A 553-nucleotide genomic window follows, 5' to 3' on the forward strand; every position below is an offset into this window, starting at 1 on the left:
GTTTCAGGCTTACCAATAAACAGGTTGCCTGTTTGGAATACGGTATCCAGATCAGCCGTGCTGAGACCGTGATGCGCCAGTTCCAGGTCTGGAACGGCTTCGCGCTCCATGATGCCCAGCGGGTCCAGCTTGGCCACCTGGTGACCACGGTTTCGGTAGGCTGCAATCAAGTGCAGCACACGGACCTGACGACGCTCGTGCTCCGTGCTGACCGCACCGGCACCAAACTTCTGCACCCGCGAACGGTTCTTCGCCTGCAACAGAAAGTATTCACGCACGGCGGCGTGGGGCACATCGGATTCGACGGCGGTATCAACACTGGGGAGTTTTTCGAAATAAACGCGCCAGTCTTCCGGCACGGAATTAGGATCAGTCAGGTAGGATTCGTACAGTTCATCGACATAGGCAGCGTTGGCTCCCCCGATATGGGAGGACTGCCATTGCCGCTGCATGGAACTGTCTTGCATGTTAGCTCGTTCCTTCGGCGGGAGGTTGTCACACTCTGTGGTATGAGTAACTGCGACCACAGGGGGGCGACCCTGTTCCCGTACGC

At 57.7% G+C, this 553-nt stretch carries 1 pseudogene; it reads right to left on the reverse strand.

Annotated elements, in window-relative coordinates:
- Positions 1 to 467, reverse strand: a pseudogene (locus A3730_RS00475) (2-oxoglutarate dehydrogenase E1 component); the annotation flags it as partial.
- Between the last annotated feature and the right edge of the window lie 86 nt (positions 468 to 553).

The sequence above is a fragment of the Alcanivorax sp. HI0044 genome, assembly GCF_001634945.1.